The organism is Bosea sp. AS-1, from assembly GCF_002220095.1.
GTDB lineage: Bacteria > Pseudomonadota > Alphaproteobacteria > Rhizobiales > Beijerinckiaceae > Allobosea.
In genome coordinates, this window is the sequence record NZ_CP022372.1 from 2,783,906 (window position 1) to 2,809,067 (window position 25,162).

Genomic DNA, 25,162 nt, shown 5'->3' on the forward strand with positions numbered 1-25,162 from the left:
TCGGGAGGTGAAGCGCGCTCAAGGCTCGATCCAGAGCGTGCCGTCGAGCGGGATCGCCGAGAAGGCGGCGGCCTCGGCCATGGTCGCAGTCGGGTCGATCTCGGCGAAACGCTCGGGATGCAGCCATTTGGCCAGCCGCTCGATCGCGACGACATGCAGCGGCGTATCGTTGAAAAGGTGCCACAGCCCGAAGGCTCGCTTCTCCTTGACTGCCTCGAGCGTGGCGATGCCGGGTTTGGCGAGCAGGCGCCGGAAGCTCTCTTCCGCCGTCGCGCGACCGACGCCGAGGCCGAGCACCAGCCCGCCTTGCGGCGCCATATGCGTGCCTCCGGTCGCGACATAGACCTGTGGATCGGAGACGATGAGCTGTTCGAGGCTGATTTGGCCGGTTGCACCCGGCAACAGGGCCTTGGCGATGTTGCGACCGCCCGCGGCGGTAATGAAATCGTCGAGCGTGCCGCGCCCGGGCGACATGCAGCATTCGGCCCCGCCGGCATGGGCATGGATGAAGACGCTGGGCGTGGCAGCGCCCTGCATCCGTTCGGCAACCCTGCGCATCCGGCCTTCGTAGAAGGACAGAAACCGCTCCGCCTGTTCGTCTCGGCCGGTCAGGCGCCCGAGCAGCCTCAAGCTCGGCAGCGTGTCCTTCAGCGGGTCGAGGAAGAAGTCGATCACCGCGACCGGGATGCCTGCAGCTTCAAAGCGCTCGACAAGGTCACCCGGACCGGTCCGGGTTCCCGCGAGCGACCGGCTCAATATCATCAGGTCGGGCGCGAGCGTGATCGCCTGCTCGAAGGAGAACCCGCCCGCCGTCGCTCCGTCCCCGACGAAGGGCACGGTCTCGATGGCCGGGAAACGCTTCTGGTAGCGCGCGAAGGTGTCGGGGCTCTGGCGGCGATAGTCGCTGCCCCAGCCGGCGAGGATGCTGACCGGATCCGGATGGATCAGCCCCAGCGCATTGATCTGCCGGCCCTGGCCGAGGACGATGCGTTTCGCCGGAGCGGGAAGCGTCACCTTTCGGCCGAGCACGTCGGTCGCGCTGATGCCCTGCGCCTGCGCCGGGCGGATCAGGGCCGGCGCGGCGAGGGCGCCGAGCATCATGGAGCGGCGGGAGAGCAGGGCGCTCATGCCGCCCTCCGGCCACTGAGGCTGGGCGCCGTCAGCGCGAAGCCCACCGCTCGCGACAGCATCGCCGGGATCACCGAGACATGGTTCTCGCCCGGCCATTCGACGAAGGCGCATTCCACGCGGCCGCTGGCGGAGAGACGGGCAGCCATTTCTGCGGCGTTATCGCGCATGCGCGCCATCGTCCGGCGTTCGCGGCGGCGTGGATCGTCCTGCGCCGAGGCTTCCTGTTCCGCCCCGCCCACCGTGATCAGCAGGCGGCCGGCGAAGCCCGATCCAGCGCGAAAACGCTCTTCCGTCGCCAGGATCGCCTCTTCGTTCCACCAGATCGACGGGCTGCCGGCGACATGGCTGGCGAACAGGCCTGGACGGGTGAACAAGGCATGCAGCGAAAACAGCCCGCCATAGGAATGGCCGACGAGCGCGCGTCGAGCCGGGTCGAGCGGCGCGAGGCGCGCGACCGCCGGCAGGATCTCGTCCACCATGGCGGCGAGGAAGCGGTCCGCACCGCCCGCGACAGGCAGCAGATCGCGCTGCCGGCGCTCGGCGTTGAAGGGAGCCTCGCCCGGATAGCCGATGCCGACGACCACAGCGTCGTCCACGCCGGTTACCTCGGACCGGATGGACTGCAGGCGCGCTGCCGTCACGGTCGTGGCGAACAGGGCCTGTCCGTCGACCAGCACGAGCGCCGGGTAGCCGGCCGCAGGCGGCGGCGTTTCCGGCCAGGCGACGGCGATGCGGTAGGGCGAGCCGTCCGCCGTGGTGAGATCGAACGTTCCCGACCGCGCCAGCGTGAAAGGCGCGAGCACGGCTTCGGTGGAAGAAGGGGCGTGCGACTGCACCAGCGCTCTCACCATCTGTAGGACACGGTCGCGAGTACGGTCCGGCGCAGGCCGAAGGAGCACTGCGTGGTGCCGTAGCAGCCGGAGATGTATTCCTTGTCGAACAGGTTCTGCGCATTCACCTGCAGCTTCCAGCCCTTGAGCGAAGGGTTGGCGACGCCGAAGTCATAGCTGATCGCGGCATCGACCAGCGTGTAATCGTCCGTCCAGAAGGTGTTGCCCGGATCGCCGGCGCCCTTGCCGACATAGCGCACGCCCGCACCGAGGCCGAGCCCGGCGAAGAGCCCGGTGCGGAAGGTGTAATGGGCCCAGAGCGACGCCATGTTACGCGGCACCACGGGCGGCCGCTTGCCGAGGTCGACACCGTTGCTCTTCGTCACTTCGGCGTCGGTATAAGTGTACGCTGCGACGAGCTCGAGATCGTCGAACAGGCGGGCGCGGGCTTCTAGCTCCAGGCCGCGGGCACGCACCTCGCCGGTCTGGATCTGGAAGGTCGGGTGCGCGAGGTCGGTGGTCAGCACATTGCTCTGGGTGAGCTGGTAGAGCGAGCCCTGCAACATGATGTTGCTGCCCGGCGGCTCGTATTTCAGGCCGACTTCGTATTGCTCGCCTTCGGTCGGCTTGAAGGGCGTGCCGCCGAAGGCGGTGCCGGATTGCGGCTCGAAGGAGGTCGAGTAGCTGGCATAGGGGGCCAGGCCGTTGTCGAAATTGTACATCAGGGCGACGCGGCCGGTCCGGGCATCGTCGTCCTGCTTGGTCAGCACGCCGGTGCTGACGGCGCGGGTGCGCGCCAGGGCGCGGTCGTAGCGCCCGCCGACCAGCAGCGAGAGCCGGTCGTATTTGATCTGGTCCTGGATATAGACGCCGTATTGCTGCGTCGTCTGGTTGGTGCCCGCCAGCGCCGGCAGGGCGAAGGGCGTGCGGCCATAGATCGGATTGGTGAAGTCGAGGCTCTGCACCGTGCCGCCGGCGCCCGTCCAGGCGCTGCCATCCGTCCAGTAGCCGTCGACGCCGAGCAGCACCTTGTGCGTCAGCGGACCGGTGCGGAAATCGGCCTGGAGCTGGTTGTCGATGCCCGCGGTGCGCGCCTTTTCGTTCGACATGGTGGCGCGGCGCGTCAGCGTCTTCTGATCCGCGGCGATGCCACCGACGGCGACCGTGCGGAAGCGCGATTCGAGGTCGGAGTAGCGGAAATTCTGGCGGAAGCTGAAGACGTCGTTGAAGCGATGCTCGAAGCTGTAGCCGATATTGAGCTGGTTGCGACTGTAGCCCTCGAAATTGGGCTCACCGGGGAAGAACTTGCTGTTGATCCGGCCCGCCTTGCTGGGCAGCACGGTGCCGACCGCTGGAAGGAAGCCGTAGAAACCGGTTTCGGGATCACGCTGGAACGAGGTCAACAGCGTGAAGCTCGTCGCGCCGTTCGGCCGGTAGGTCAGCGACGGCGCGATGAAGATGCGCTCATCCTTGGTGTAGTCGACTTGCGTATCGGCGGTGCGTCCGAGGCCGACCACGCGGTAGAGCCAGGTCTTGGCCGGGTCGATCGGGCCGCCGACATCGAAGGCCATCTCGGCCCGCTGATTGGTGCCGTAGCGGAGCTGCACTTCGCCGTGGCGCTCGTCCAGGGGGCGTTTCGAGACGAGGTTGACGAGGCCGCCGGGCTTCACCTGCCCGAAGACGACGGAGGAGGGGCCGCGCAGCACCTCGACGCGCTCCAGCCCCCAGGGCTCGTAGCTAGGCACCAGGAAGTTGACGCCGCGCTGGTAGCGCAGCCCGTCGAGGTTGTTGACGAAGCCCGCGCCGCTGCCAGCCCCACCGAAGCCGCGGATGAAGACGCTGTCATAGCGGCCGCCGGAGGAGAGCCGGGTCTCGCCGAGGACGCCGGCGCTGTAGCGCAGGGCCTGGCTGACCGTGGTCGCGCCCTGGTCGTCCATCTGGCTGCGGGGGATGACGGTGATGGATTGTGGCGTCTCGATCAGCGGCGTGTCGGTCTTCGTCGCGGTGTCGCTGCGGCGCGCGACATAGCCGTCGACCGGGCCGGAAGCGTGCTCGCCCTGGACTTCGATGGTGTCGAGATTGACCGTGCCGCCCTGCTGCTGTTGCTGCGCCCTGGCCCCGCTCGCCACCGCCACCGCGGACAGCGCGACGCCGAACATCAGCGCCGTACGACCGCAGACCAGAACACCCGCCATGACCAAACCCTTGCCCGCCGCCCCATCGCGGCCTGTCGGCCGCGTTTGTTCAGGAACCGGCGCCGGCTCGCAATGCGTTCGGCTTTCGCTGGCGGCAGTATTTCTTTCGCAGCAGTTTCGAATGGCTCGAATGCGAAACGTTGGCGGAACAGAACTAGGCCGCGGCGAACAGATTGCCGTGCGTGATGCGCAGCTTGATGCGTTCGCCGATCGCTGGCGCGACCTGGCTGGCGAGGTCGACGTCGAGCCGCCGCTTCAGTCCCTCCACGGCCACCTCGGCCCGGCGCAGGGGGCCGTTGCGGCGCAGGTGCTCGACCGTGCCGGGCAGGGCGAGCGGGGTCTCGTCGACGATGCGCAGATGCTGCGGGCGGACATAGAGCGAAGCCGGCCCGCCCTGGTTCTGCGTCAGCCCGCCGAGCACCGGCCGGTCGGCGAAGAAGGCCTGGCTGCCGACGACTTTGACCGGCAGCTTGTTCACCTCGCCCAGGAATTCGCAGACGAAGGGCGTCGCCGGGTGGTCGTAGATGTCGTCGGCCGAGCCGACCTGCTCGATCCGTCCTTCGTTGAGGATGGCAACGCGATCGGCCAGTTCCAGCGCCTCCTCCTGGTCGTGGGTGACGAAGACGGTGGTGTGACCGATGCGCCCGTGCAATTCGCGCAGCCAGGCGCGCAGATCCTTGCGGACCTTGGCATCCAGCGCGCCGAAGGGCTCGTCGAGCAGCAGCACACGCGGCTCGATCGCCAGCGCGCGGGCTAGCGCCACCCGCTGGCGCTGGCCGCCGGAGAGCTGGCTCGGATAGCGCTTTTCCAGACCTGGAAGCTGAACAAGTTCGAGCAAGCCTTTGACGCGCTTGCTGATCTCGCTTGCGATAGGGCGCTCCTCGCGTGGCCGCGAGCGCAGGCCGAAGGCGATGTTGTCGGCCACGTTCATCGTCTTGAACAGCGCATATTGCTGGAAGACGAAGCCGATGCGGCGGTCCCGCAACGACAGGTCTCGCGTGTCCGTCTCGCCGAAGAGGACGCGGCCGCGGTCGGCTTCCTCCAGCCCGGCGATTAGGCGCAACAGCGTGGTCTTGCCCGAGCCGGAAGGACCGAGCAGCGCGACGAGTTCGCCCGGCTGGATGTCGAGCGAGACGCCGCGCAACGCCGGGAAGTTCTCGAAGCGCTTCTCGATGGTTTCGATGGTGACGGCGACCGACATGGGTTTTCGTCCTTCGTCCAGGCTAGCAGTCAGTGCTTGCGGCTGGCAGCGATGGCATCGCCATAGTGCCATTCCAGCAGCGTCTTGAGCACGAGGGTGACGAGCGCGAGACCAGCCAGCAACGAGGCGACGGCGAAAGCGGCCGGTCCCATGTACTCGTTGTAGAGAATCTCGACATGCAGCGGCATGGTGTTGGTCTCGCCCCGGATCTTGCCGGAGACGACCGCGACCGCGCCGAATTCGCCCATCGCCCGGGCGTTGCAGAGCAGGATGCCGTAGAACAGGCTCCATTTCACATTCGGCAGGGTGATGGTGAAGAAGGTGCGCCAGGGCGAGGCGCCGAGCGTCAGCGCCGCCTCCTCGTCGGCCGAGCCGAGCGATTGCATATGCGGGATCAGTTCGCGCGCCACGAAGGGGAAGGTGACGAAGACCGTTGCCAGGATCAGCCCCGGCAGCGCGAAGATGATCTTGACGTCATGCGCCTGCAGCCAGTTCCCGAAATAGCCCTGCGCGCCGAAAAGCAGCACGAAGACGAGGCCTGCAATGACCGGCGAGACCGAGAAAGGCAGGTCGATCAGGCTGATCAGCAGGTTCTTGCCACGGAACTCGAACTTGGCGATGGCCCAGGCGGCCGCGATGCCGACGACCGTGTTGAATGGCACGGCGATGGCCGCGACCAGCAGCGTCAGCCGGATCGCGGCCAATGCGTCGGGCTCGGTGATCGCGGCGCGATAGGCTTCCCAGCCACGCGCTGCGGCCTCGGCGAAGACGGCGGCCAGCGGCAGCAGCAGGAAGAGGAGCAGGAAGGCGAGCGAGACGGCGATCAGCGCGATCTGCACGAACAGGCTCTCGCCGCGGACACGATCGGGTTTGCGCCGGGGAGACGCAGTGGCGGCGGGCAGGGCGGTGTCAGACATCGCCATATCTCCGTCGCGCCCGCGCCTGCACCAGATTGACTGCGAGGATGAGTGCAAACGAGATCAGCAACATCATCGCCGCCATCACCGCCGCGCCGGCGTAATCGAACTGCTCGAGCCGGATCACGATCAGCAGCGGCGCGATTTCCGAGACCATCGGGATGTTGCCGGCGATGAAGATCACCGAGCCGTATTCGCCGACAGCGCGCGCGAAGGCCAGGACGAAGCCGGTCAGCAGGGCCGGCAGCACAGGCGGCAGGATGACGCGGAAGACGGTTCGCAGCCGGCTCGCGCCGAGCAGGGCGGCGGCCTCCTCGACGTCGCTCTGCAGTTCCTCCAGCACGGGCTGGACGGTGCGCACGACGAAGGGCAGCCCGATGAAGATCAGCGCGACCATGACCCCGAGCGGCGTATAGGCGACCTTGCCGTCGAAGCCGAAGGAGATGTCGGTGAACGGGATGGTGACGTGGAAGGCCAGCGGCGCCAGCCAGGACCCGACCCAGCCGTTCGGTGCGTAGATCGCGGCGAGCGAGATGCCGGCGACGGCCGTCGGCAAGGCGAAGGGCAGGTCGACCGCGGCGTCGATCAGCCGCCGGCCGGGAAACTCATAACGCACCAGCACCCAGGCGAGGATGAGCCCGAAGACGGTGTTGACCAGTGCCGCGAACAATGCGCCGACGAAGGAAAGCCTGAGCGCGGCGAGCGTCCGTGGCGAGGTGGCCACCGCCCAGATATCGGCGGGCCCGGCGCCGGCGGCCTTCACGAACAGGCCTGCCAACGGGATCAGCACGATCAGCGACAGCGCCGTTACGGTGACGCCCAGCGCCAGCCCGAAGCCGGGCAGGATGCTGGGCTCACGCCAGCGAAATGATACCGTCGCCGCCATGGTTTACCGCACCGGCTTGTAGAGCTGGTCGAAGGTGCCGCCATCGCCGAAATGGGCTGGCTGCGCCTTGGCCCAACCGCCGAAATCCTTGTCGATCGTCAGCAGATCGAGCTTCGGGAAATTGGCGAGGTCCTTCGGGTCGGCGGCTTCCGGGTTGCGCGGGCGATAGAAGTTCCTGGCGATGATCGCCTGCGCCTTCGGCGTGTAGAGGAATTCGAGATAGGCCTGCGCCGCGGCGCGCGTGCCCTTGGCGTCGACATTGCCGTCGACCAACGCGACGGGCGGCTCGGCCAGGATCGACAGGCTCGGCACGACGATGTCGAATTTGTCGGCGCCGAACTCCTTCTGCGCCAGGAAGGCCTCGTTCTCCCAGGCCAGCAGCACGTCGCCGATGCCGCGCTGCGTGAACGTCGTGGTCGCGCCGCGTGCGCCGGTGTCGAGCACCGGGACATTGGCGAGGAGCTTGGCGATGTAGTCGCGGACCTTGGCCTCGTCCTTGTTGAAGGCCTTTTCGGCATAGCCCCAGGCCGCGAGATAGTTCCAGCGGGCGCCACCCGAGGTTTTGGGGTTCGGCGTGATGATCTGGACGCCGGGCTTGACCAGGTCGCCCCAGTCCTTGATCGCCTTCGGATTGCCCTTGCGGACGAGGAAGACGATCGTCGAGGTATAGGGGGCCGAATTGTCCGGCAGGCGCTTCTGCCAGTCGGGCGGCAGCTTCTTCGAGCGTGTGGCGATGGCGTCGATGTCACCGGCCAGTGCCAGCGTCACCACGTCGGCATTGAGGCCGTCGATCACGGTGCGCGCCTGCGCGCCCGAGCCGCCATGCGACTGGCGGATCGTCGCGATCTTCCTGTCGGCGTGCTTGGCGTTCCAATCGGCCAGGAAGGCGGCGTTGATATCGCGGTAGAGCTCACGCGTCGGGTCGTAGGAGACGTTGAGGAGCTCGGTCGATTGCGCACGGGCTCCGGCCACGACGCCGAAGCAGACCGTGAATGCTCCCAGAACGAGTCCGGCCCGAAGCAGGCGGCGAAACACGGGTCGTGTCATGTCAGGGCTCCGTTGCGATCCAGGCAGAGCTTCCCATCTGAAAGCTTTGCCGCGTTCTGAATAACAAACGAAACGTACTGAAATCTCGATCTTGCTACAATCGGGCCGGGCAGCGATCCCGTTCCAAAGATTTGATGCCGGAGAGAACATGCATCTCCCCGCATTTGTCTTTGGATATACGGCCGGATTCCTGTTCCGGCCGCGCTCAGGCGCGGCGGCGACCTACCGCTTCTTTGGCCGCGACCAAAGCTGCGCCGAAGGCATGGCCCAGCAGGACCAGAACGGGGCCGGGCTGGGAAAGTTCCGAGAGCCTTTCCGGCAATGTCGCGATCGTGGCGGCAACCCTTTGCTCGTCGGGCCGCGTTGCCGAGAGGACGGCCACGGCCGGAGTCTGCGGATCGAGCCCGGCCGCGAGCGCCTTCTCGCGGAAGCCGGGCAGGGTGGCCCGCGCCATGTAGATCACGGTCGAAGCTGCGGGGTCGGCCATGGCGCGCCAGTCGAGATCGTCCGGCAGTTCGCCCTTGCGCGAATGGCCAGTGACGAATTGCAGCCGCCGGGCATGGTCGCGATGGGTCAGCGACAGGCCGAGCGAGGCGGCCGCGCCCTGCGCCGCCGAGATGCCGGGCACGATCGCGACCGGGATGCCGGCGGCCTCGCAAGCCTCGATCTCCTCGCCGGCACGGCCGAAGATGCCGGGATCGCCGCCCTTCAGCCGCACCACGTGCTTGCCCTGCGAGGCGAGCGAGACGATCAGCGCGTTGATGTCGCCCTGCTTCACCGAAGGACCGTAGCCGGTCTTGCCGACCAGCATGCGCTTTGCCTCGCGCCGGGCGAATTCGAGCACGCCAGGCGAGACGAGATCGTCATAGAGAATGATGTCGGCGCTCTGCAGCGCGCGGATGGCCTTGAGCGTCAACAGCTCCGGATCGCCGGGCCCGGCGCCGACCAGCGTGACCCGGCCCCGGCCGTCATGGGCGGCTTCGAGGTCGGCGAGCCTCGCGAAGAGTTCGGCCGCGTCCTGCTGCGTGGGCTCGCGCTCTGGCTCGGCCATCGCCTTGCCGGCGAAGAGCTCCCAGAAGGCACGGCGCAGCGCAAAGGGCAGCTCGCGCGCCTGCACCGACGGGCGCCAATCCGTGGCGGCCTGCGCCCAGCTCTTCAGCCCGGCCGGCAGCAGCGCCTCGATCTTGGCCCGGATCGCCTGGCCGAAGACTGGTGCGGCTCCGTCGGTCGAGACCGCGACGACCAATGGCGAACGGTTGACCAGCGCGCCGAAGGCGAAATCGCAGAATTCCGGCTTGTCGACGATGTTGACCGGCGCTCCTGCAGCGCGGGCTGCGGCGACGAAGGCGCGAATCGTGTCGGGGTCGTCGAGATCGGCGACGGCCAGCGCAGCTCCCGCCAGGTCCTTGGGCCGCCAGTTGCGGGCGTGGACATGGATGTGTCGGGCGACCGGGTCGTCCGCCAGCGCCGCGAAGCTGCCGGCCTCGCCATTGGCGAAGACGTGCAGCTCGGCTCCTGCCGCGGCGAGCAGCTCCGCTTTCCACAACGCCCCTTCGCTGCCGCCGGCCAGCACGACCTTGCGCCCCTCCAGCGTGTGGAACAGCGGCAAGGTCGCCAGCGGCTCGATGCGCCGTGCAGTCGTTTCGGGGCGTCTATCGCTCATCGGGTGGTCGCTATCGCCTTTCCGTCCGTCGCCACATGCGCCCCGTCGGTGGGCGGCATCAGCAGCCACAACGCCGCGAGCGCGAGGACAATAAGGCGAAAGCATAGATCGAGCCAACGGGTGCCACCCGCTTCGGCGGACGACAGGAGTTCATTGGCCTCTCTCGCCAGGCTGTCGTCCTTGCTCGAGGTCGGCGCGGTCATCGGCTCGCCGCCGCAACGCGGGCCGCGCGCCGCTGGTCCAGGACATTGCGACCGGTTGCGCCATAGCCGCGCTGATAGGTCCGGCTGAACGCGTCCCTGGCGCGCAGCCATTGCTCGACCGGCTGGCGCGCCGCGCTCGCCTCCGGCAGCTCGATCGTGTCGAAGCCGCAGGAGAGGGCATAGGCGAACTGGTCGGCGGTCAGCGGGCCGGTGGCGCGCAACTCGCCGGTAAAGCCTGCCCGCCTGATCTGTCGGGCGAGGCTGAAGCCGCGTCCGTCCGCAAAGGCTGGGAAGGCGATGGCGACGAGGGCCAGCCGCGGCAGGAGCGGGGCCAGCTCCGACACGGCGAGATTGTTCGGGATGAGGACGCCGATGCTCTGGCCCGACCCCTGCCGGTCGAGCGCCTTGACCAGGAACTCCCACGGAACGATTGCGGCCGGAATGTTGTCGGCCGCCGCGCTCTCGCTACGGGTCCAGCCGTTCTCGCGGGCTCCATCTCGGTCAAGCAGCGGCACGGGGCGCCTCCTGGAAGGCCGCCTTGAAGGGCGCAAGCCCGATCCGGCGGACGTTGTCGATGAAGCTTTCGCCGTCGCGCCGTTCGGCAAGATAGACCGCGACGATGCGCTCGATGGCGTCCGGCACATCCTCGGCTGCGAGGCCCGGCCCGAGGATCTCGCCGATCGCGGCATTCTCGCTCGGGTCGCCCCCGAGCGTGATCTGGTAGGATTCGATGCCGCGCTTCTCCAGGCCGAGAATGCCGATATGGCCGACATGATGGTGGCCGCAGGCATTGATGCAGCCGGAGATCTTGATGCCGAGCGGCCCGATCTCGCGCTGGCGGGCCTCGTCGGAGAAGCGCAGCTGGATCGCCTGAGCGATCGGGATCGAGCGCGCCGTCGCCAGCGCGCAGTAATCGAGGCCCGGGCAGGAGATGATGTCGGTGACGAGGCCGATATTGGCCTCGGCCAGCCCTGCTTCTCCGAGCTTCTGCCAGATGGCGAAGAGATCGCGCTGGCGCACATGCGGCAGCACGAGGTTCTGCGCATGGGTGACGCGCAGCTCGTCGGAAGAGTATCGCTCGGCGAGGTCCGCGACGGCACGCATCTGCGCGGAACTGGCATCGCCCGGCGCCTGGCCGAGGGGCTTCAGCGAAACCGTTGCCGCTACGTAACCCGGCACCTTGTGAGGCGTTGTATTGACCTCGACCCAGCGCGCGAAGGCCGGGTTGCCGGCCTTCGCCGCTTCGAGCGTGTTGCTGATCGCAGGTAGCGCCTCATAGGCGGGCGGGGCGAAATAGGCGGCGATGCGCGCGACTTCTTCCGGGTCGGCATTGATCGAAGGGCCGTCCAGCTGGGCGAATTCGGCCTCGACGCGGCGGATGAACTCCTCGGCACCGATCTCGTGGACGAGGATCTTGACGCGCGCCTTGTATTTGTTGTCGCGCCGGCCTTCGAGATTGTAGACGCGCAGGATCGCCTCGAGATAGGCGAGCAGATCCTGCTTCGGCAGGTAGTCACGGACCACCTTGGCGATCATCGGCGTGCGGCCGAGCCCTCCACCCACGCTGACCTCGTAGCAGATTTCATGCGTGTCGGGGTGCCGCCGCAGGCGCAGGCCGATATCGTGCGCCTTGGTGACGGCCCGGTCCTCGTCCGCCCCCGTGACGGCGATCTTGAACTTGCGCGGCAGATAGCTGAACTCGGGATGGGCCGAGGACCATTGCCGGATCAGCTCGGCCGTCGGGCGCGGATCCTCGATCTCGTCCTGCGCGACGCCGGCGAAGTGGTCGGCGGTGACGTTGCGGATGCAATTGCCGGATGTCTGGATGCAGTGCATCTCGACATCGGCAAGCAAGCCGAGGATCTCGGGGATCTCGCGCAGCTTCGGCCAGTTGAACTGCAGGTTCTGGCGGGTGGTGAAGTGGCCATAGCCGCGGTCGTATTTTTCGCCGATCAGGGCGAGCTGGCGCAATTGCCGGGAATTCAGCGTGCCGTAGGGCACGGCGATCCGCAGCATATAGGCGTGGAGCTGGAGATAGACGCCGTTCTTGAGCCGGAGCGGCTTGAACTCGTCCTCGGTCAGCGAGCCGTCGAGCCGCCGGGAAACCTGGTCGGCGAATTGCGCGACCCGCTCGCGGACGAAACGCTCGTCGAATTCATCGTAGCGATACATGCTTCAACCTTTGGGCGCGGAGGCAATGCCTTCGCCGGCCTGCTTGCCGAGATCGGGACGGTTGCTGGGGCCGAGCGTCTTGAAGCGCTCGCGGAAGTGGCGCGGCACCGGGCCGCCGCTCTCGAGCGCGACATCGACGAGATAGGCGTCGACGACCTTGTTGCCGCGGAGCTCGGCGGCTGCGAAGGTTTCGAGACGATCGGCTGCGATATCGTCGCCGGCGACGAGGGACTGCGCCGGATCCCGCGTCCAGCTCAGCGACCCTGCACCATCGGCCGTCGCGAAAACGACATCGCCATCGAGCAGATCGTTCGCCAGCAGGATCGCCGGCAGCGGCACGCGCTTGGCCACGGCAGCCATCATGCGATCTCCGGCTGGCGGAGCTTGGCAGGGCGGTCGAAGACTTTCAGGCGCACCAAGGCTTGCATCCGCTACGTTCGTTTTTCCGAACGAGCAAAATAAAGCAGAGGCTCCGCCGCATCAATTCACATCAAGTAGCGTGTTTTTCTCAATTACCATTCAACTGGAGTAAATTCATCTTGCGGCCATCCCGGCGCAGGCCTTGCAAGAGCGGTTCGGCCTGGATGCGGAATGGCCGAAGATGACACGCGACGTCCTGAAATCGAACATTGAGCCGATGCGCGCGGGGCGTTCCGGCGGCTTTTTCGCATCGTTGCCCAGTGCGGGGGACATCCTCGATCGCAATGGCGGCGAGGGGCCTGGTTTCAACGCGCTGCGCCTCATCCTCTCGCTGACCATTCTCGCGGTCCATTCCTGCTGGGTCGCCGGTGCCGATACGGGCGAGGACTGGACCGGCTGGCACGGCCTTTTCCTGCTCAGCCTCGTCCCGGCCTTCTTTGCCCTCAGCGGTTTCCTCGTCACCGGCAGTGCGCTGCGTACTGGCGCGGTGCGGCCGTTCATCACCCTGCGCGCCATCCGCATCGTCCCCGCGCTGTTCGTCGAGATCGCGCTCTCGGCGCTGGTGCTCGGGCCGCTGCTGACGACCTGGGCGCTGCGCGACTATGTCTCGGATGTCCGGTTCTGGGAGTATTTCGGCAATGTCGTCGGCCGCATCCGCTTCGAATTGCCCGGCGTGTTCGAGACCAATCCCGTCGCGAACACGGTCAACCAGAACCTCTGGACGCTGAAGCCCGAATTCTATTGCTACATCGCGATGTCCGTCATGATCGCCGTGGGCCTTCTGCGCCGCCGTGTTCTCTTCGCGGTGCTATCGGCCGGCATCGTCCTCGCCGCGACGGTCGCTGCCTATCAGCGAGGCTTCGGCGTCACCGAAGGCAATTACCACTGGACCGTCGTGGTGTTCTATTTCCTGGTCGGCTGCCTCTATTTCCAATGGCGCGACCGGCTGAAGATGCATTGGAGCCTGTGCGCCGTCGCCTTGCTGGCGTCGATCGGCCTGATGTCAGCGCCGCGCGAGCTCTCTTTCCTCGTGCCACCCTTCCTGACCTATTGTGTGGTCTATCTCGGGCTCCTGCCGCTCAGGCTGCCGGAGCGCATCCGCAAGCTCGACGTCTCCTACGGCATCTATCTCTATGGCTTTCCGATCCAGCAGGCGCTGGTCAGCCAGGTCGATTTCGTCCACGGCAGCGGGCTCGTGCTCTTCGCGGTGTCGGCGCCGCTCGTCGTCCTGTTCGCGCTGTTCTCCTGGCTCTGGATCGAGAAACCTTTCCTGGCGGTGAAGCCTTATGTGCTCGGCCAGAAGCCTTGGCGCCGCGTGTCTCGTCCGGTCATGCTGCCGGCCGAATGACCGGCCACGTCAACCCGTCTTCAACCGCATCCGTCGCAGCAGTTCGAGCCCCATCACCGCCAGCGCGAACAGGGTCCAGAGCGGGTCGGAGCGGTTGAGCAGGAAACTCTCCAGCATCCCGACATAGGTCATGAAGATCACGATCATGGCGAAGAGATCGGCAAGCCTCTTGCCGGCGGGCTTTTGCGCCGCCGTCAGGTAGTTCCGCAACGGCCGGATCATCAGCAGCCAGAGGGTGACGACCGCGCCCGGGATACCGAACATCAGCATCGCGTCGAGATAGCTGTTGTGGCCCGAGCCGATGCCGCGCACGTCCCAGCTCGCTTCGTAGTTCTCCTCCAGCCCGGTGACGACCGGCGTCTGCCAGAAGCTGGCATAGCCGTATCCGGACCAGGGGCGTTCCGCGATCCGGGAGAGGGCGAACTTCCAGATCTCGTCGCGCCCCGTATAGGTCGGGTCCGGGATCAGTGCCGCCCCGATCTGGTGCAACTGCGGCGACATCACCGTGCCGACGGTAAGGCAGGCGATCACCGCCACCATCAGAAGATGCAGGGCGATCGCGAGCCCCGGCCTGCCGGTGATCCGGCCGAACAGGACGAGCCCGATCGCGATCGGCAGGAAGCCGAGCGTCGTCTTGGAGCCGCTGTTGATCACGAAGATGAGGCAGAGCGCGACGACGAGTCCGCCACGCCATCTCAGCCCGCTTCGCCAGCCATAGATCCCGATCATTGCCATCATCGAAAATACCGGCGCGGCGAAGTTCTTGTGCGAGAGATGCCCGCGCCATTCGCCGGCATGGACGCCTTCCGCACCCTCAGCGCCGTGAACCGCGAGCTGGTGCGCGAAGATCAACACGCCATAAACGAGGATGAGCACCGCAAGGCAGGCATTGACGGCGGCGACGGCAAAACCCGGCTCGTCCTCCGGCAATACCAGCACCCCACCGACGACGATCAGCGCGATCGCCCCGAGCAGGAGGCCCCGGATCGAGCTGGCCTGGTCGAGCGCCTGAAAGGTCGAGAGCAGAGCGATGGCGAAGATGGCGAGCCAGGTGCCGAGCCCGAGCCGCGCCAGCACAGGCCGTGGTGTCAGCCTGAGCATCGCCGCCAGATACAATCCGCCCAGCGCGAGATAGCCGACCTGATTGACGAGATTGCCGGTATTGGGCGCGTCGGACGTTGTCGCCTCCGCAGGCGGAGAGAACGGCTGCAGCGTCAGGATCAGGATGAAGAGCCCGAAGCCGGACAGCATCAGCGCGAGCCGCCGCAGGCGCTCGGCGCTCTTTGGCATGACATCCCCAGCTTCTGCGATCGTTCCCGTCTGGCTCATGGCGTCGCGACGTTCCGGCCCTTCGCGACCCTGCGAACCGGCCGCCTACGCCGATCCTATGCCAGAGGCTCGTTAAGAGCCCGTCATCCCGCGCCGCCCCGTCGGCGCGAAGATGCCCGAACGGCGATCCGCCGCAATTGACGATGCCGCCGGCCTTGCCCATGACACGGGGCCAGACCAAGGAGGCCCGTCCCATGAAAGCCGTCGTCTACGAAGCCTTCGGGCAGGCTCCCGAATTGCGCATCCTGCCGGACCCGACCCCGGAGCCACACAGCGTCGTCATCAAGGTCGAGGCGACGGGCCTGTGCCGCAGCGACTGGCATGGCTGGGTCGGCCACGATCCCGATATCCGCCTGCCGCATGTGCCGGGCCATGAGCTCGCCGGCGTCATCGCCGCGGTCGGCCGCAGCGTCGTGCGCTTCCGCGAGGGCGACCGCGTCACCGTGCCCTTCGTCGCCGGCTGCGGCTCCTGCCCGCAATGCCATTCCGGCAACCAGCAGGTCTGCGACGACCAGTTCCAGCCCGGCTTCACCCATTGGGGCTCGTTCGCCGAATATGTCCGCATCGACCGGGCCGATTTCAACCTCGTGCGCCTGCCGGACGCGATCGACTTCGCCACCGCCGCCAGCCTCGGCTGCCGCTTCGTGACCTCATTTCGCGCCGTGGTCGACCAGGGCAAGGTCACGGGCGGGCAATGGGTCGCGGTGCATGGCTGCGGCGGCGTCGGCCTCTCCGCGATCATGATCGCCAATGCGCTCGGCGCGAATGTCGTCGCCGTCGACATCTCCGACGACAAGCTGAAGCTCGCCCGCGAAGTCGGCGCCGCGGTGACAATCAACGCGAAGTCGCAACCCGATGTCGTCGCCGCCGTGCGCGACGCCACCGGCGGCGGCGCCCATGTCTCGCTCGATGCGCTTGGCCACCCCCAGACCTGCTTCAACTCGGTGGCGAACCTGCGCAAGCGCGGCAAGCATATCCAGGTCGGGCTCCTGCTGGCGGAGCAGGCGACGCCGCCGATCCCGATGGCGCAGGTCATCGCCCAGGAGCTCGAAATCCTCGGCAGCCACGGCGTGCAGGCGCATCGCTATGGCGCGATGCTCGACATGATCAGCGCCGGCAAGCTCACCCCGCAGCAACTCGTCGGCCGCCGCATCGATCTCGCCGAATCGATCCCCGCCCTGATGGCGATGGACCGCTTCGAGGGCACGGGCGTGACGATCATCGACCGGTTCTGACACGCCCATGCCGATCCGCGCCCGGCGGGAGCCGCCGGGCGTTGGCGATGACGGGGCTGGCGGAGCGCCGCGAGGCGCGTTGGTGGTGACCGCATCCGTTGAGCCAGGATGCGGGCGAAGGGATTGAGCCACCCTTCGCACGCCCCGTGGCGCTCCGCCTTCGGCGTTCTTGCAGACTTCAGGCCGCGCTTCCGTTGGGCGGCTTGCACGGTCATGGACGGGCGTCACGAGCCAGTTCCCCTCATCGGGTCGTCGCTCTTCCGCCAGCCGCAACCGCCGCGCCGCCTCTCCTAGCGAGGCTCCTCGCGCAGGGACCGTAGTATCCCCAGGGCGGTGCCCCGAAGTCTCCCGGGAGCAGAGCGTAACCCCCGCCCGCAGGCGCCGACCCTCACCCAACCTCCAGCATACCTCCGGACGGCCGCCCTGTTTGGGTGATGGGCGAGGGCAGGATAATGCGGGTGACGAGGGGCGGGGATAAGTTGTGGGTAGCCTACTAGCTCCCTGGTGGAATTTGGTCATAATCGCGAGAATCTACGGGGGCCGCCACATTGGACGACCAGACGCCTTACGTTCTCCGGATTAGCCGGAAGACGATCGATAAACTCGGCGTAAAGCTCTACGATCGTGTTGCGCTAGTGATATCCGAGCTGGTCTCTAACTCCTACGACGCAGACGCGGCGGAGGTCATCGTAAGAGCGCCGACAGGCGAATTCCTGGCGACTCGGAAGGGAGGGCAGATCGTCGATAAGGGCTACGAAATACGGGTCGAAGATACTGGTATTGGGATGACGCCGAACCAGTTGAATGACTACTATCTCGTTGTGGGCTCAGATCGGCGGACGGACGCACGGGGCGAGGTCAGTCCAGGGGGAAGGCCGGTCATGGGGCGCAAAGGCGTTGGCAAGCTGGCGCCGTTCGGAATCTGCAAGACTATCGAGATAGTGAGTGCTGGTGAAGATTCTGGAGCAACGCCGCTCGATCCGTCGAAGCCGTACCGTGTGAGCCACGTAATCTTGAATTATGACAAGATAACAGGCCAACTCGATGATTTCGACTACAAGCCCGATCCCGGCGACCGGGACAGAACCTACACGGATAAACGCGGCACGACTATCATTCTTCGCGATTTCCTGACCCGGCGCGTCCCTGAGGTCGAGACTCTTTCAGAGCAGATCGCGCAGCGATTCGGCAACCTGCTTGATGAAAGCAGCTTCAAGGTCGGCCTTATAGATAACCTTATGTCGCCGGCCGTCACGAGCTTTGTTCAACCGCTTGACCTCCCGCAGATGCCTGCGACCCGGTTCAACTTCAGGGGCCCTGAGCCAACACTCGCCCGGGATGATGAGAATGGATACTCGGCGGCGCATGAAATGGGCGAAGCCACAGCACTTAAGGCGGGCTTTTGGTTTGAAGGTAAGTACTACCCGATCGTTGGCTGGGTTGGCTACTCGAAGGACCCGGTCAAGAGTGATATTGCCGCAGGTATCCGCATTTACTGCCGCAAGAAATTTGCTGCGCAGACGCTTAGCTTTGAAATGGCTTCTGGATTCCATGGGGAATATCAAGTAAAATCGTATTTAATTGGTGAATTGTACTGCGATTGGCTCGATGAAGAAGAAGATCTCATCCACACTGATCGCCAGAATATTCAATGGTCGAGCGATGTGGGCACGGCTTTTAAGACTTGGGGCCAAGAGGTCATTAGGGAGATCGGACGGACGGCAAGGCGCCCTGCCGCTCAGAACACGCTCGACTTGTTTAATAAGACGATTGACATCGGCGGAGAGCTAGACAGAAGATTTCCTGATAAGGATCAAGTTGACATACGCAAACGCGCTCGTAGCATTGTAGAGACGTTTGCACGCAAAATGAATCCTGAGGAGGCTGCCGACCTACAGGCTGCTCGTGAGGTCGTGACTTTAGCCTCGGCTTTTGCTCCGCATTTAGCGCTGTCACAAGAGCTGAATAGCGCGGCCGAATCGAGCGACAAGGTCAATATCGGCGTGGTTGCTTCGATCCTTTCCCGCGCGAAATTGGCCGAGAGCATGACTTTGGGCACAATAGCCGAGAAGCGCCTTCGCATTATCGAGCAGTTTCGTGGGCTGGTGCATGCCACGCCGGCATCTGATGAGGCAGAACTTCAGAAGATTCTTGAAGAAGCACCTTGGCTGATACGTCCTGAGTGGACGCCAATCTCCGAAAATAAGTCGCTCCGAAGTGTTCGAGACTCGCTGGAGCGCTTCTTGAGCGACCGCTTAAAGACCCAAGTGGTGCTGTCGGCTGTCGCTCATCCAACCAAGCGTCCTGATTTCGTGCTTCTTGGCATTCAAGGCCCATTGCAGATCGTCGAGATCAAGAAGCCGCTTCACAATTTTGACGCTACTGATTTTGATCGACTGCTGCGATATGTGGATGCGTTCGACGAGTTTTTTGCCGACGATAGCAACAAGACCGCTCTGGCAGAGGTCAAGTCTTATAAAATTACTCTCGTCGCGGACGGCGCGAGGCTCAGTCAGCGAGATCAACTGGCATTTGACCAGCTTAAAGCTCAAAATAAACTTGAGCTGATAAGATGGGATGTCGTATTGGATCATTCCAAAATGGTCCATCAAGACTTTCTAGACGGTCTCGAGGAGGCTGGTCTTAAAATTACGCAGTCCCCATGAATTCAATTGCAAATATCACTCTTAAACCTACAGCGGTGGAGCTGTTCTCGGGCGGTGGAGGTTTAGCCCAAGGCCTCCGAGACGCCGGAGTGATTCCTGTCGCGGCGGTTGAACTCGATCGCTACGCGGCGTCGATTTTTGCGGCAAACCATCCCGATGTCGAACTATTCCGCAAGGATGTGCGGGATGTATCGGGGCAAGAACTGCTCGCGGCAAGTGCGTCGGGGCGCGTGGACATTCTCGCAGCCTGTCCACCGTGTCAGGGATTCTCGACACTCACGACGAAATATCACAGGTCTGATTACAAAGCGGACCCTCGCAACTTCTTGGTTGGCGAGGTTGGGCGGATTACGCGTGAATTACAACCGGCCGCACTCATGCTAGAGAACGTTCCCGGCCTTGCCGGGCGTGGCCGACCGCTGCTGGATGCATTGATTAGCGACCTTGAGGATGATGGTTACCTCGTCAACTGGTCGGTTCTGCAAGTTGCAGACTATGGCGTCCCTCAGACACGACGTCGCCTCGTTTTGCTCGCTGGTAAAGGGTTCTCTATCCCGATGCCCGATCCGACCCACTCCCAACACGGACGTGACGGGCTTCCGCAATGGCGAACACTTCGGGATGCGCTAACGATTAACTCTCAGCCCGTCCGCATCGACGAAGCCATGGCAAACGGAGGCTTTCATACAGCCGATTGGCACATCATTCGTAAGCTTGGGAAAGATAACCTCGAACGACTTCGACATGCTTTACCGGGCAAGAGTCGTGGGATGTTGCCCAAGACTCTTCGCCCTGAATGTCATCGAGACCGCGACCACGGGTTCGTTAATACGTACGGGCGCATGGTATGGGATCAACCATCGTCTACCATTACCGCGGGCTGCCTTTCGCCGAGTAAAGGTCGCTTTGGCCACCCGGACGAGTTGCGGACGATTTCACTTCGCGAGGCGGCGCTGCTTCAAACCTTCCCTGCTTCCTACAAATTTGTCGGGGACAAGATTGATGCGGCCTGCTCGGTTATTGGAAACGCCTTGCCCTGCTTGTTCGCGGAAACAATTGCGCGCCGTGTCGTTCGGTCGATTGACCGCGCGCGGCCGTGGGTAAACGCTGATATTTGAGTTCAGCGCCTCCAGGCCTTCTTTTTGACCTACTCCGCCGCTTGCCTCGCGACCGTCTTGCCCTTCTTGATCGGCCGCCGCTCCAGCACTTCCTTGAGGAAGCGCGCGGTGTGGCCCTTGCCGATGCGGACGATGTCCTCCGGCGTGCCTTCGGCCACCACCTGGCCGCCGCCGTCGCCGCCTTCGGGGCCCATGTCGATCACCCAGTCGGCGGTCTTCACCACCTCGAGATTGTGCTCGATCACCACCACCGAATTGCCCTGGTCGACCAGCTCGTGCAGCACCTCCATGAGCTTGGCGACATCGTGGAAATGCAGGCCGGTCGTCGGCTCGTCGAGGATGTAGAGCGTGCGGCCGGTGGCGCGCTTCGACAGCTCCTTGGAAAGCTTGACGCGCTGTGCCTCGCCGCCCGAGAGCGTCGTCGCCTGCTGGCCGACCTTGACATAGTCGAGCCCGACGCGCGCCAGCGTCTCCATCTTGTCGCGGATCGAGGGCACCGCCTTGAACAGGCCCTTGGCCTCCTCGACCGACATGTCGAGCACGTCGGCGATCGACTTGTCGCGATACTTCACTTCGAGCGTCTCGCGGTCGTAGCGCTTGCCCTTGCAGACGTCGCAGGTGACGTAGACATCCGGCAGGAAGTGCATCTCGATCTTGATGACGCCGTCGCCCTGGCAGGCCTCGCAGCGGCCGCCCTTGACGTTGAAGCTGAACCGCCCGGCCTGGTATCCGCGCGCCTTCGCCTCCGGCAGACCGGCGAACCATTCGCGGATCGGCGTGAAGGCGCCGGTATAGGTCGCCGGGTTCGAGCGCGGCGTGCGGCCGATCGGCGACTGGTCGATGTCGATGACCTTGTCGAGATGCTCCAGCCCCTCGATGCGGTCATGCGGGGCCGGGTGCTCGATCGCGCCGTTCAGCTTGCGCGCCACCGCCTTGTAGAGCGTGTCGATCACCAGCGTCGACTTGCCGCCGCCGGAGACGCCGGTGATGCAGGTGAACATCCCCAGGGGGATCTCGACATCGACGTTCTTGAGGTTGTTGCCGCGCGCGCCGACGATCTTGAGGCTGCGGCCCTTCTGCGCCTTGCGGCGCTTCGGCGGCACCGGCACCGACATCTCGCCGGTGAGGTATTTGCCGGTGAGCGAATTCGGGTCGTCGAGAATGTCCTGCGGCGTGCCCTTGGCGACGATCTCGCCGCCATGGATGCCGGCGCCGGGGCCGACATCGACGACATAGTCCGCCGTCAGGATCGCGTCCTCGTCATGCTCGACCACGATCACCGTGTTGCCGAGGTCGCGCAGGCGCCGCAGCGTGCCGAGCAGCCGCTCGTTGTCGCGCTGGTGCAGGCCGATCGACGGCTCGTCCAGCACATAGAGCACGCCGGTGAGGCCCGAGCCGATCTGGCTGGCGAGGCGGATGCGCTGGCTCTCGCCGCCCGAGAGCGTGCCGGAGGCGCGGGCGAGCGTCAGGTATTCGAGGCCGACATCGAGCAGGAAGGTCAGCCGGTCGCGGATTTCCTTGAGGATGCGCGGGGCGATCTCGTTCTGCTTCTTCGAGAGCCGGGCGGGCAGGGCGGTGACCCAGTCCAGCGCGTCCTTGACCGAGAGCTTCGAGACCTCGCCGATATGGCGGCCGCCGATCTTCACCGCCAGCGCCTCGGGCTTCAGGCGATAGCCGTTGCAGGCGGCGCAGGGCGTCTCGGACATGAAGCGGCCGATCTCCTCGCGCGCCCAATCCGACTCCGTCTCCTTCCAGCGCCGCTCCATATTGGTGATGACGCCCTCGAAGGGCTTCTTCACCTCGTAGCTGCGCAGGCCGTCATTGTAGGCCATGCGCACGGGTTCGCTGCCGGTGCCGAACAGGATCGCCTTCTGCGCGCTCTCCGGCAGCTCCGACCAGGGTTTTGTCATCGAGAAGCCGAAATGCCTGGCGAGCGCTTCCAGCGTCTGGCCGTAATAGGGCGAGGTCGACTTGGCCCAGGGCGCGATCGCGCCCTTCTTCAGCGTCAGCGAATGGTCCGGCACGATCATGTCCGGATCGATCCGCATCTCGTGGCCGAGGCCGTCGCAGACCGGGCAGGCGCCGAACGGGTTGTTGAACGAGAACAGCCGGGGCTCGATCTCGGGGATGGTGAAGCCGGAGACGGGGCAGGCGAATTTCGAGGAGAAGGTGACGCGCTTGGCCTCGCCGTTCTCCTCCTTCTCGTCGGCATATTCGAAGACGGCGATGCCGTCGGTCAGCTCCAGCGCCTGCTCAAGCGAATCCGCGAGACGGGCTCCGAGATCGGGCCGGATGACGATGCGGTCCACGACCACGTCGATATCGTGCTTGAACTTCTTGTCCAGCGCCGGGGCGTCCGGGATCTCGTAGAACTCGCCATTGACCTTGACGCGCTGGAAGCCGCGCTTCAGCCAGTCGGCCATCTCCTTCTTGAACTCGCCCTTGCGGCCGCGCACCACCGGCGCGAGCAGATAGCCGCGCGTCTTCTCCGGCAATTCGACCATCCGGTCGACCATCTGCTGCACGGTCTGGCTCTCGATCGGCAGGCCGGTCGCGGGCGAATAGGGAATGCCGGCGCGCGCCCAGAGCAGGCGCATATAGTCGTGGATCTCGGTGACCGTGCCGACGGTCGAGCGCGGGTTCTTCGAGGTCGTCTTCTGCTCGATCGAGATGGCGGGAGAGAGCCCGTCGATCTGGTCGACATCGGGCTTCTGCATCATCTCGAGGAACTGGCGGGCATAAGCCGAGAGCGACTCGACATAGCGGCGCTGGCCTTCCGCATAGATCGTGTCGAAGGCGAGCGAGGACTTGCCGGAGCCGGAGAGCCCCGTGAACACCACGAGCTTGTCGCGCGGAATCGCCAGATCGACATTCTTGAGATTGTGCTCGCGCGCGCCGCGCACGGTGATGGCGCGGCTGTTGGGGTCGGCCGTGCGGTTGCGGTCGAACATGTCTTCAAGCGCAGCAGCCTGGGCAGCAGCGGTGTCGGTCTTGCGGGCCATCGGGGCGTCCGTATCGGAGAAGGCCTAGAGATAGGGCAATTGTCGCGCCATACCAGCCCGGTCCTCCGGGCAGCGGCAATGTCTAGCATGCGGGACGGCCCGGACGGGAGGCCGCCAGGAGCGATGCTGACAGGGGATGGCAGGAACAGCGGGCGCCCCCGTCAGTGCCTCAATCCCGGCGCCTCCTGGCCCGTCCGCGCGACATATTCGGTGTAGCCGCCGCCATAGGCGTGGACGCCTTCGGGCGTCAGTTCCAGCACCCGGTTCGACAGGGCGGCGAGGAAATGCCGATCGTGGCTGACGAAGAGCATGGTGCCCTCGAAGGCCGCCAACGCCTCGATCAGCATCTCCTTGGTGGCGATGTCGAGGTGGTTGGTGGGCTCGTCCAGGACGAGGAAGTTCGGCGGATCGTAGAGCATCAGCGCCATGACGAGGCGCGCCTTCTCACCGCCGGAGAGCACGCGGCAGCGCTTCTCGACATCGTCGCCCGAGAAGCCGAAGCAGCCGGCCAGCGCCCTGAGCGAGCCCTGATTGGCCTGGGGGAAGGCATCCTCCAGCGTCTCGAAGACGGTGCGTTCGCCCTCGAGAATCTCCATCGAATGCTGGGCGAAATAGCCGAGCTTGACCCCGGCGCCGAGCGTGACGATGCCGGTATCGGGCTCCGAGGTGCCGGTGACGAGCTTCAAAAGCGTCGACTTGCCGGCGCCGTTGACGCCCATGACGCACCAGCGCTCGCGGCGGCGGATCTGGAAGTCGAAGCCGTCATAGATGACCTTCTCGCCATAGCGCTTGGCGACGCCCTTCAAGCCCGCCACGTCGTCGCCGGAGCGCGGCGCCGGCTGGAACTCGAACTTCACGGTCTGGCGACGCTTCGGCGGCTCGACGCGCTCGATCTTGTCGAGCTTCTTCACCCGGCTTTGCACCTGCGCGGCATGGGAGGCGCGGGCCTTGAAGCGCTCGATGAAGGCGATCTCCTTGGCCAGCATCGCCTGCTGGCGCTCGAACTGCGCCTGCTGCTGCTTCTCCGACAGCGCGCGCTGCTGCTGGTAGAATTCGTAGTCGCCGGAATAGGTGGTGAGTGCGCCGCCGTCGATCTCGACGATCTTGCCGACGATGCGGTTCATGAAGGAGCGGTCGTGCGAGGTCATGAGGAGCGCGCCCTCATAGCCCTTCAGGAATTCTTCCAGCCAGATCAGGCTTTCGATATCGAGATGGTTCGACGGCTCGTCGAGCAGCATGGCGTCGGGCGCCATCAGCAGGATGCGGGCGAGGGCGACGCGCATCTTCCAGCCGCCGGACAGCGCGCCGACATCGCCCTCCATCATCGCCGGGCTGAAGCCGAGACCCGCCAGCACCTCGCGGGCGCGGCCGTCGAGCGCATAGCCGTCGAGCTCCTCGAAGCGGCCCTGCACCTCGCCATAGCGCAGGACGATCTCCTCCATCTCGTCGGCACGGTCGGGATCGGCCATGGCGGCCTCCAGCGCGGCGAGTTCGGCCGCGACACTGCTCACCGGTCCGGCCCCGTCCATGACGGCCGAGACGACGCTCATCCCGGTCATCTCGCCGACATCCTGGCTGAAATAGCCGATGGTGATGCCGCGATCGATCGAGACCTGTCCCTCGTCGGGGCTTTCCTCGCCGGTGATGAGGCGGAACAGCGTGGTCTTGCCGGCGCCGTTGGGGCCGACGAGGCCGATCTTCTCGCCCTTCTGCAAGGCCGCGGAGGCCTCGATGAAGACGATCTGCTTGCCGTTCTGCTTGCTGATGTTTTCGAGCCGGATCATGGGTGCTGGGTCGCC

The 25,162-nt window shown here is 65.3% G+C and carries 19 protein-coding genes; 4 read left to right on the forward strand and 15 right to left on the reverse strand.

All coding sequences use genetic code 11. From position 1 onward, the window contains the following. Positions 1-18 precede the first annotated feature (18 nt). From CE453_RS15030 to CE453_RS15085, 12 genes are all read right to left on the reverse strand, one after another. On the reverse strand, positions 19-1,128 hold the full coding sequence (locus tag CE453_RS15030) for an ABC transporter substrate-binding protein (protein ID WP_157733047.1): 1,110 nt from the start codon (positions 1,126-1,128) through the stop codon (positions 19-21). Next, positions 1,125-1,967, reverse strand: coding sequence for an alpha/beta hydrolase (locus tag CE453_RS15035; RefSeq protein WP_157733048.1), 843 nt, complete (start codon positions 1,965-1,967; stop codon positions 1,125-1,127). Before CE453_RS15035 ends, CE453_RS15030 begins: the two co-directional genes overlap by 4 nt. Positions 1,968-1,975: 8 nt before the next feature. Then, on the reverse strand, positions 1,976-4,156 hold the full coding sequence (locus tag CE453_RS15040; protein WP_089175329.1) for a TonB-dependent siderophore receptor: 2,181 nt from the start codon (positions 4,154-4,156) through the stop codon (positions 1,976-1,978). A gap of 154 nt (positions 4,157-4,310) precedes the next feature. Continuing rightward, positions 4,311-5,357 (reverse strand): sulfate/molybdate ABC transporter ATP-binding protein, encoded by a 1,047-nt coding sequence (locus CE453_RS15045; RefSeq protein WP_089175330.1) that lies wholly within the window; start codon positions 5,355-5,357, stop codon positions 4,311-4,313. A gap of 29 nt (positions 5,358-5,386) precedes the next feature. Next, on the reverse strand, positions 5,387-6,274 hold the full coding sequence (cysW, locus tag CE453_RS15050) for a sulfate ABC transporter permease subunit CysW (RefSeq protein ID WP_472840951.1): 888 nt from the start codon (positions 6,272-6,274) through the stop codon (positions 5,387-5,389). Continuing rightward, a complete protein-coding gene (gene cysT / locus CE453_RS15055) occupies positions 6,267-7,160 on the reverse strand; it encodes a sulfate ABC transporter permease subunit CysT (protein ID WP_089175332.1) in 894 nt (297 codons plus the stop codon). The genes cysW and cysT overlap by 8 nt, the downstream gene beginning before the upstream one ends. Before the next feature lie 3 nt (positions 7,161-7,163). Further along, positions 7,164-8,207, reverse strand: a complete 1,044-nt coding sequence (locus tag CE453_RS15060; protein ID WP_089175333.1) for a sulfate ABC transporter substrate-binding protein — start codon at positions 8,205-8,207, stop codon at positions 7,164-7,166. A 205-nt stretch (positions 8,208-8,412) separates the two neighbouring features. Beyond that, positions 8,413-9,870: a siroheme synthase CysG gene (gene cysG, locus CE453_RS15065; RefSeq protein WP_089175334.1), complete on the reverse strand. Its 1,458-nt coding sequence runs from the start codon at positions 9,868-9,870 to the stop codon at positions 8,413-8,415. Continuing rightward, on the reverse strand, positions 9,867-10,073 hold the full coding sequence (locus CE453_RS15070) for a hypothetical protein (protein WP_089175335.1): 207 nt from the start codon (positions 10,071-10,073) through the stop codon (positions 9,867-9,869). Before CE453_RS15070 ends, cysG begins: the two co-directional genes overlap by 4 nt. Continuing rightward, a complete protein-coding gene (locus CE453_RS15075; protein WP_089175336.1) occupies positions 10,070-10,588 on the reverse strand; it encodes a DUF934 domain-containing protein in 519 nt (172 codons plus the stop codon). Before CE453_RS15075 ends, CE453_RS15070 begins: the two co-directional genes overlap by 4 nt. Next, positions 10,575-12,245 carry a nitrite/sulfite reductase gene (locus CE453_RS15080; protein WP_089175337.1) on the reverse strand — a complete coding sequence of 557 codons (1,671 nt, stop codon included), beginning with the start codon at positions 12,243-12,245 and terminating at the stop codon, positions 10,575-10,577. The genes CE453_RS15075 and CE453_RS15080 overlap by 14 nt, the downstream gene beginning before the upstream one ends. A 3-nt stretch (positions 12,246-12,248) precedes the next feature. Then, positions 12,249-12,608: a DUF2849 domain-containing protein gene (locus CE453_RS15085; RefSeq protein ID WP_248307744.1), complete on the reverse strand. Its 360-nt coding sequence runs from the start codon at positions 12,606-12,608 to the stop codon at positions 12,249-12,251. 238 nt (positions 12,609-12,846) lie between these two features. On the opposite strand from CE453_RS15085, the gene CE453_RS15090 reads away from it, so the two are divergent. Continuing rightward, positions 12,847-14,013 carry an acyltransferase family protein gene (locus CE453_RS15090; protein ID WP_157733049.1) on the forward strand — a complete coding sequence of 389 codons (1,167 nt, stop codon included), beginning with the start codon at positions 12,847-12,849 and terminating at the stop codon, positions 14,011-14,013. A 9-nt stretch (positions 14,014-14,022) separates the two neighbouring features. Here the strand turns inward: CE453_RS15090 and CE453_RS15095 are convergent, their stop codons facing one another. Continuing rightward, complete coding sequence (locus tag CE453_RS15095; RefSeq protein ID WP_157733050.1) at positions 14,023-15,303, reverse strand: O-antigen ligase family protein; 1,281 nt, start codon at positions 15,301-15,303, stop codon at positions 14,023-14,025. A 233-nt stretch (positions 15,304-15,536) separates the two neighbouring features. Here CE453_RS15095 and CE453_RS15100 point away from each other — a divergent pair, with 233 nt between their 5' ends. The 3 genes from CE453_RS15100 to CE453_RS15110 all read left to right on the forward strand — a co-directional run bounded on the left by CE453_RS15100 (position 15,537) and on the right by CE453_RS15110 (position 20,361). Next, positions 15,537-16,577 (forward strand): zinc-dependent alcohol dehydrogenase family protein, encoded by a 1,041-nt coding sequence (locus CE453_RS15100; RefSeq protein ID WP_089177913.1) that lies wholly within the window; start codon positions 15,537-15,539, stop codon positions 16,575-16,577. Between the two features lie 548 nt (positions 16,578-17,125). Then, positions 17,126-19,243: an ATP-binding protein gene (locus CE453_RS15105; protein WP_089175340.1), complete on the forward strand. Its 2,118-nt coding sequence runs from the start codon at positions 17,126-17,128 to the stop codon at positions 19,241-19,243. After that, positions 19,240-20,361 (forward strand): DNA cytosine methyltransferase, encoded by a 1,122-nt coding sequence (locus tag CE453_RS15110; RefSeq protein WP_089175341.1) that lies wholly within the window; start codon positions 19,240-19,242, stop codon positions 20,359-20,361. The genes CE453_RS15105 and CE453_RS15110 overlap by 4 nt, the downstream gene beginning before the upstream one ends. Before the next feature lie 29 nt (positions 20,362-20,390). Here CE453_RS15110 and uvrA read toward each other — a convergent pair whose 3' ends face one another. Together uvrA and CE453_RS15120 are read right to left on the reverse strand one after the other, a co-directional pair. Further along, on the reverse strand, positions 20,391-23,312 hold the full coding sequence (gene uvrA / locus CE453_RS15115) for an excinuclease ABC subunit UvrA (protein WP_089177914.1): 2,922 nt from the start codon (positions 23,310-23,312) through the stop codon (positions 20,391-20,393). A gap of 212 nt (positions 23,313-23,524) precedes the next feature. After that, positions 23,525-25,147 carry an ABC-F family ATP-binding cassette domain-containing protein gene (locus CE453_RS15120; RefSeq protein ID WP_089175342.1) on the reverse strand — a complete coding sequence of 541 codons (1,623 nt, stop codon included), beginning with the start codon at positions 25,145-25,147 and terminating at the stop codon, positions 23,525-23,527. Positions 25,148-25,162 lie beyond the last annotated feature (15 nt).

Coding starts and splice junctions, on each gene's coding strand:
- CE453_RS15030 (WP_157733047.1), bottom strand. CDS start 1,128: ATGAGCGCCCTGCTCTCCCGCCGCTCCATGATGCTCGGCGCCCTCGCC.
- CE453_RS15040 (WP_089175329.1), bottom strand. CDS start 4,156: ATGGCGGGTGTTCTGGTCTGCGGTCGTACGGCGCTGATGTTCGGCGTC.
- CE453_RS15045 (WP_089175330.1), bottom strand. CDS start 5,357: ATGTCGGTCGCCGTCACCATCGAAACCATCGAGAAGCGCTTCGAGAAC.
- cysW (WP_472840951.1), bottom strand. CDS start 6,274: ATGTCTGACACCGCCCTGCCCGCCGCCACTGCGTCTCCCCGGCGCAAA.
- cysT (WP_089175332.1), bottom strand. CDS start 7,160: ATGGCGGCGACGGTATCATTTCGCTGGCGTGAGCCCAGCATCCTGCCC.
- CE453_RS15060 (WP_089175333.1), bottom strand. CDS start 8,207: ATGACACGACCCGTGTTTCGCCGCCTGCTTCGGGCCGGACTCGTTCTG.
- cysG (WP_089175334.1), bottom strand. CDS start 9,870: ATGAGCGATAGACGCCCCGAAACGACTGCACGGCGCATCGAGCCGCTG.
- CE453_RS15070 (WP_089175335.1), bottom strand. CDS start 10,073: ATGACCGCGCCGACCTCGAGCAAGGACGACAGCCTGGCGAGAGAGGCC.
- CE453_RS15080 (WP_089175337.1), bottom strand. CDS start 12,245: ATGTATCGCTACGATGAATTCGACGAGCGTTTCGTCCGCGAGCGGGTC.
- CE453_RS15085 (WP_248307744.1), bottom strand. CDS start 12,608: ATGATGGCTGCCGTGGCCAAGCGCGTGCCGCTGCCGGCGATCCTGCTG.
- CE453_RS15090 (WP_157733049.1), top strand. CDS start 12,847: ATGACACGCGACGTCCTGAAATCGAACATTGAGCCGATGCGCGCGGGG.
- CE453_RS15095 (WP_157733050.1), bottom strand. CDS start 15,303: ATGCCAAAGAGCGCCGAGCGCCTGCGGCGGCTCGCGCTGATGCTGTCC.
- CE453_RS15100 (WP_089177913.1), top strand. CDS start 15,537: ATGAAAGCCGTCGTCTACGAAGCCTTCGGGCAGGCTCCCGAATTGCGC.
- CE453_RS15110 (WP_089175341.1), top strand. CDS start 19,240: ATGAATTCAATTGCAAATATCACTCTTAAACCTACAGCGGTGGAGCTG.
- uvrA (WP_089177914.1), bottom strand. CDS start 23,312: ATGTTCGACCGCAACCGCACGGCCGACCCCAACAGCCGCGCCATCACC.
- CE453_RS15120 (WP_089175342.1), bottom strand. CDS start 25,147: ATGATCCGGCTCGAAAACATCAGCAAGCAGAACGGCAAGCAGATCGTC.